Source organism: Rheinheimera sp. NSM, assembly GCF_052380015.1.
GTDB lineage: Bacteria > Pseudomonadota > Gammaproteobacteria > Enterobacterales > Alteromonadaceae > Alishewanella.
Genome location: NZ_JBQTCI010000016.1, coordinates 1 through 4605, shown reverse-complemented (window position 1 = coordinate 4605; position 4605 = coordinate 1). Strand labels below are relative to the sequence as shown.

6 protein-coding genes are annotated in these 4605 nt (G+C 44.2%); all 6 read left to right on the top strand.

What is annotated here, in order from left to right:
- Positions 1 to 141 precede the first annotated feature (141 nt).
- Positions 142 to 1326, top strand: a complete 1185-nt coding sequence (locus ACTZWV_RS19845; RefSeq protein WP_444788187.1) for an IS4 family transposase — start codon at positions 142 to 144, stop codon at positions 1324 to 1326.
- 139 nt (positions 1327 to 1465) lie between these two features.
- Positions 1466 to 1780, top strand: a complete 315-nt coding sequence (locus ACTZWV_RS19840; protein WP_444788186.1) for a hypothetical protein — start codon at positions 1466 to 1468, stop codon at positions 1778 to 1780.
- Positions 1781 to 1888: 108 nt separating this feature from the next.
- Positions 1889 to 2230, top strand: a complete 342-nt coding sequence (locus tag ACTZWV_RS19835; RefSeq protein ID WP_444788185.1) for a hypothetical protein — start codon at positions 1889 to 1891, stop codon at positions 2228 to 2230.
- Between the two features lie 113 nt (positions 2231 to 2343).
- On the top strand, positions 2344 to 2697 hold the full coding sequence (locus ACTZWV_RS19830; RefSeq protein ID WP_444788184.1) for a hypothetical protein: 354 nt from the start codon (positions 2344 to 2346) through the stop codon (positions 2695 to 2697).
- Positions 2698 to 2876: 179 nt separating this feature from the next.
- Positions 2877 to 3224, top strand: coding sequence for a hypothetical protein (locus tag ACTZWV_RS19825; RefSeq protein ID WP_444788183.1), 348 nt, complete (start codon positions 2877 to 2879; stop codon positions 3222 to 3224).
- A gap of 113 nt (positions 3225 to 3337) precedes the next feature.
- A complete protein-coding gene (locus ACTZWV_RS19820) occupies positions 3338 to 4582 on the top strand; it encodes an IS4 family transposase (protein ID WP_444788182.1) in 1245 nt (414 codons plus the stop codon).
- The last annotated feature ends 23 nt before the right edge of the window (positions 4583 to 4605 follow it).

Genomic DNA, 4605 nt, shown 5'->3' with positions numbered 1-4605 from the left:
GGGGTCAGATCCTGAGGTATCCCCACAAAATTATCAGCTAAAACAAAAAGATGAACTCGGAGGGAACATTCATGGCGTTCGGTGATCAGATCAATCGCCAAAAATCACCAACCCCAAACTGCCATGAATGTTCGCGCTATCTTGACCAATATTGTTTCATTTGTCACACCCAAAATGCATGTCACCAGACGAAAAGCCGTAATTGATTGCGTGCATAGCCTGGCAAACGGCAGTGCCGCTACCGTCACCAGTATTGGCCGGGGAATTCAGTCAAAAGCCTTTGAGAAACATAATATCAAGCGTGCCGACAGGCTGCTGTCGAATGCACATTTGCTGCGTGAGCAAAGAGTAGTTTATGGTGCAATTTGCCGGTTGTTCGGTGCTGCCAAACACCCGACCATAAGCATAGATTGGTCTGATTTGGATGAAGCCGGCAGACACTTTTTACTACGGGCAGTACTGACATTCGACGGCCGGCCTATCACCTTATACCAGGAGGTACATCCACTGGGTACAAAAGAAAAGCCAGCGGTTCATAAGCTGTTTCTGCGCACGTTGTCATTGTTGCTGCCTGCAGGTTGTAAACCGGTGATAGTTACAGATGCTGGTTTTAAAGCGCCCTGGTTCAGGCAAGTTGAAGCATTAGGTTGGTATTTCGTGGGCAGGGTACGCAAGCCGAATTTTTATACCACAGACAATGGTACGAACTGGCAGTGCATTAGCCGGTTATTTGCCAAAGCATCGCAGCAACCGAAGCAATATCAGGCACAGATTGCACGGTACAAACCGTTTGCCTGCTTGTTGACGTTGTACAAGCAAAAAAGCAAAGGTCGTCATTTACGTAATGCGGATGGCAGCATGAAACGTTCAGGAGCCTCCAAAATACACGCCAGAGGAAACACAGAGCCATGGCTACTTGCTTCTAACCTGCCGCAAAGCAGCCATCACAGCAAACAGGTAGTATCGATTTACCGGCAGCGCATGCAGATAGAAGAAAGCTTCAGAGATATGAAAAGTACTCAGTATGGTCTGGGTTTTGAGCAAAATGGCAGTACCAAACTACACCGCATATGCCTGTTATTACTGCTGAGTAATTTAGCCTCATTAGTATTGATATTGCTCGGTGTAGGGCTGACCATAGCTAACCAGCAACGCCGGTTCCAGGCAAACAGTTATCGGGACAGACGAGTCTTGTCGTTTCACACGCTTGGGTTAAGAGCCATGGCCAAACAGGTAATGTTTACAACAGCACAGTGGCGCAATACCTTGCGCCACTGTAAACACTTGCTGGATACGAGGAGTTACAACATTGAATGGGAGGGCTAAATTCGTGGGGATCCCTCAGGGTCAGATCTAAATTATGCAAAAGCGTTGACTTCACTGCCTTTTGTAATTGTATAGATTAACCACTATCAGACACCATTGGTTACTTTAGTTTCGTTAATTAATGTTGGAGGGGTCAACGGTGCGTAGATTGTTATTAGGGCTGGCGGTATCGTTACCCGCGGGTTTTGTTAGTGCTGCCGATATTAACTGCGAGGGAAAAGTTAGCCGGGTAATGGATTATCCGCCGTCTTGCAATGGTAATACCGCGTTTAAAACTAATGATCCTAATGGCAGATGGATTTGCTCACCCTCAGATAAAGGTGATGCGCTGGTACTGGCGGCATTGGCTGCTGACAAAATCGTTGATGTGTATATCGATGACCAAAACGGCGCTTTCACTTGCAGCACTTTGGTCAATTACGAAAAGGCCAGATACATTATGATTAGACAATAATAGAATCAATGCAAACTATCTGGTCAAAACTATGGGGCAGGCCTTGATTATTGGACCTGTTCGAAATTCAGACTATTGTCCAAGTGATATATTTAAGGATTAATCATAATGAAAACTACGTTGTTTTCGCTAGCAGTGCTATTTCAAGTAGGCGCGGTACAAGCAGCAGATGTTGCTGTTGCTCCATTTTATATTGAAGCTTTAAGAATTAGTGACGGAACTGGTACGTTATATATAAAACCAGTTACGGCTATAGAGCGCAAAAACAGCACATGTAGCTTTACGGATTTTTATGCCATCGCACCGGAAGACGCTTTATTTAATCAGATGTATGCAATGTTGCTGTCAGCGGGTAGTGCCGGTAAGAAAGTTCGGATTTGGTTGTCAGATACACCAGACGACTGTAAAACAAGCAGGCAACGTGTGCGCTTAGTTGAAATAGCATTTTAGTACAGGGAGCAGTTGCTGATTGTTACATTTAACCAGAATTAAATACCCCTAATGATTATGCAATTTATCAAGATGCATTTTGTCTCCGATAAAACTGGTGATAAGGAATGGCTGTGTTTGCTAAAGCGTTTTCAAGATTTTTACGATTGCTCGTAATTTTCTCAATAGCGTCTTTTTCGTTAAATGCTGCGACTTTCAATCATCAGGGCGCTGTCAGAGATATATTGTTGAGAACTACCATGGAGCCTTATGCAGTATTTTATGTAGAGGGCTTTACTGCTGCAGGAGATTGCCGCACTTATGATGGCCACGTAATTGTATCTTTAGACAACAATGAAAAAGGCAAAGCGATATATAGCTTGTTGTTGACCGCATTTATGGCCGGAAAAGACGTTAAAATAGGACTGGTAGATACTGATAAAGACATTGATGGAAACTGCCGAGTGCGTGAAGTCAGGTTTCGATAGTTTATATGCAGATAGATAAATTTTTTACTATCAAAATAAATGAAATAAGTGGAAGAAAAAGGGGGCGGAGAAAATTAATGGTACGCCATGTTAACCCTTTATTTTTCAGTGTATTGCAAAATATGGTGTTTATTAGCTCCGCCCCTTTTGCCCTTTAGCTATCTGAAGAGATAATATTAATGAATAAAATTTTTTTAACGATGATATTTACTTGCATAACAAGTTTAGCCGATGCTTCGAGTTGGACCAATGGAGAGCAATTGGTTGACGCGACTATTTGGCGCCCTGGTTATCATGGCTTTTATGTCAAGGCAGCCAATTTTCATGACCCTCAAGGCTGTAGAACTAATTCCAGTCAAAACATGTATTTATTTGATTTAGCGTTTGAGGCTGCCGAAGAAAAAACGGTGGATAGACTCTATTCAATGATTTTGACCGCTCAAACAACTGGAAAAAAATTGCATGTGTTTGTTGATGGATGCGTAGGTCAGTTTCCAAGAATAACAGGGCTTCAGGTTAATAACTGAGTCAACACCTCAATAAATGTGGTCAGATAAATGGGATCAGATCCTGAGGTATCCCCACAAAATTATCAGCTAAAACAAAAAGATGAACTCGGAGGGAACATTCATGGCGTTCGGTGATCAGATCAATCGCCAAAAATCACCAACCCCAAACTGCCATGAATGTTCGCGCTATCTTGACCAATATTGTTTCATTTGTCACACCCAAAATGCATGTCACCAGACGAAAAGCCGTAATTGATTGCGTGCATAGCCTGGCAAACGGCAGTGCCGCTACCGTCACCAGTATTGGCCGGGGAATTCAGTCAAAAGCCTTTGAGAAACATAATATCAAGCGTGCCGACAGGCTGCTGTCGAATGCACATTTGCTGCGTGAGCAAAGAGTAGTTTATGGTGCAATTTGCCGGTTGTTCGGTGCTGCCAAACACCCGACCATAAGCATAGATTGGTCTGATTTGGATGAAGCCGGCAGACACTTTTTACTACGGGCAGTACTGACATTCGACGGCCGGCCTATCACCTTATACCAGGAGGTACATCCACTGGGTACAAAAGAAAAGCCAGCGGTTCATAAGCTGTTTCTGCGCACGTTGTCATTGTTGCTGCCTGCAGGTTGTAAACCGGTGATAGTTACAGATGCTGGTTTTAAAGCGCCCTGGTTCAGGCAAGTTGAAGCATTAGGTTGGTATTTCGTGGGCAGGGTACGCAAGCCGAATTTTTATACCACAGACAATGGTACGAACTGGCAGTGCATTAGCCGGTTATTTGCCAAAGCATCGCAGCAACCGAAGCAATATCAGGCACAGATTGCACGGTACAAACCGTTTGCCTGCTTGTTGACGTTGTACAAGCAAAAAAGCAAAGGTCGTCATTTACGTAATGCGGATGGCAGCATGAAACGTTCAGGAGCCTCCAAAATACACGCCAGAGGAAACACAGAGCCATGGCTACTTGCTTCTAACCTGCCGCAAAGCAGCCATCACAGCAAACAGGTAGTATCGATTTACCGGCAGCGCATGCAGATAGAAGAAAGCTTCAGAGATATGAAAAGTACTCAGTATGGTCTGGGTTTTGAGCAAAATGGCAGTACCAAACTACACCGCATATGCCTGTTATTACTGCTGAGTAATTTAGCCTCATTAGTATTGATATTGCTCGGTGTAGGGCTGACCATAGCTAACCAGCAACGCCGGTTCCAGGCAAACAGTTATCGGGACAGACGAGTCTTGTCGTTTCACACGCTTGGGTTAAGAGCCATGGCCAAACAGGTAATGTTTACAACAGCACAGTGGCGCAATACCTTGCGCCACTGTAAACACTTGCTGGATACGAGGAGTTACAACATTGAATGGGAGGGCTAAATTCGTGGGGATCCCTCAGGATC

Excerpts from the sequence above, each read along its gene's own strand:
- ACTZWV_RS19835 (WP_444788185.1), top strand. The coding sequence starts at position 1,889 with ATGAAAACTACGTTGTTTTCGCTAGCAGTGCTATTTCAAGTAGGCGCG.
- ACTZWV_RS19825 (WP_444788183.1), top strand. The coding sequence starts at position 2,877 with ATGAATAAAATTTTTTTAACGATGATATTTACTTGCATAACAAGTTTA.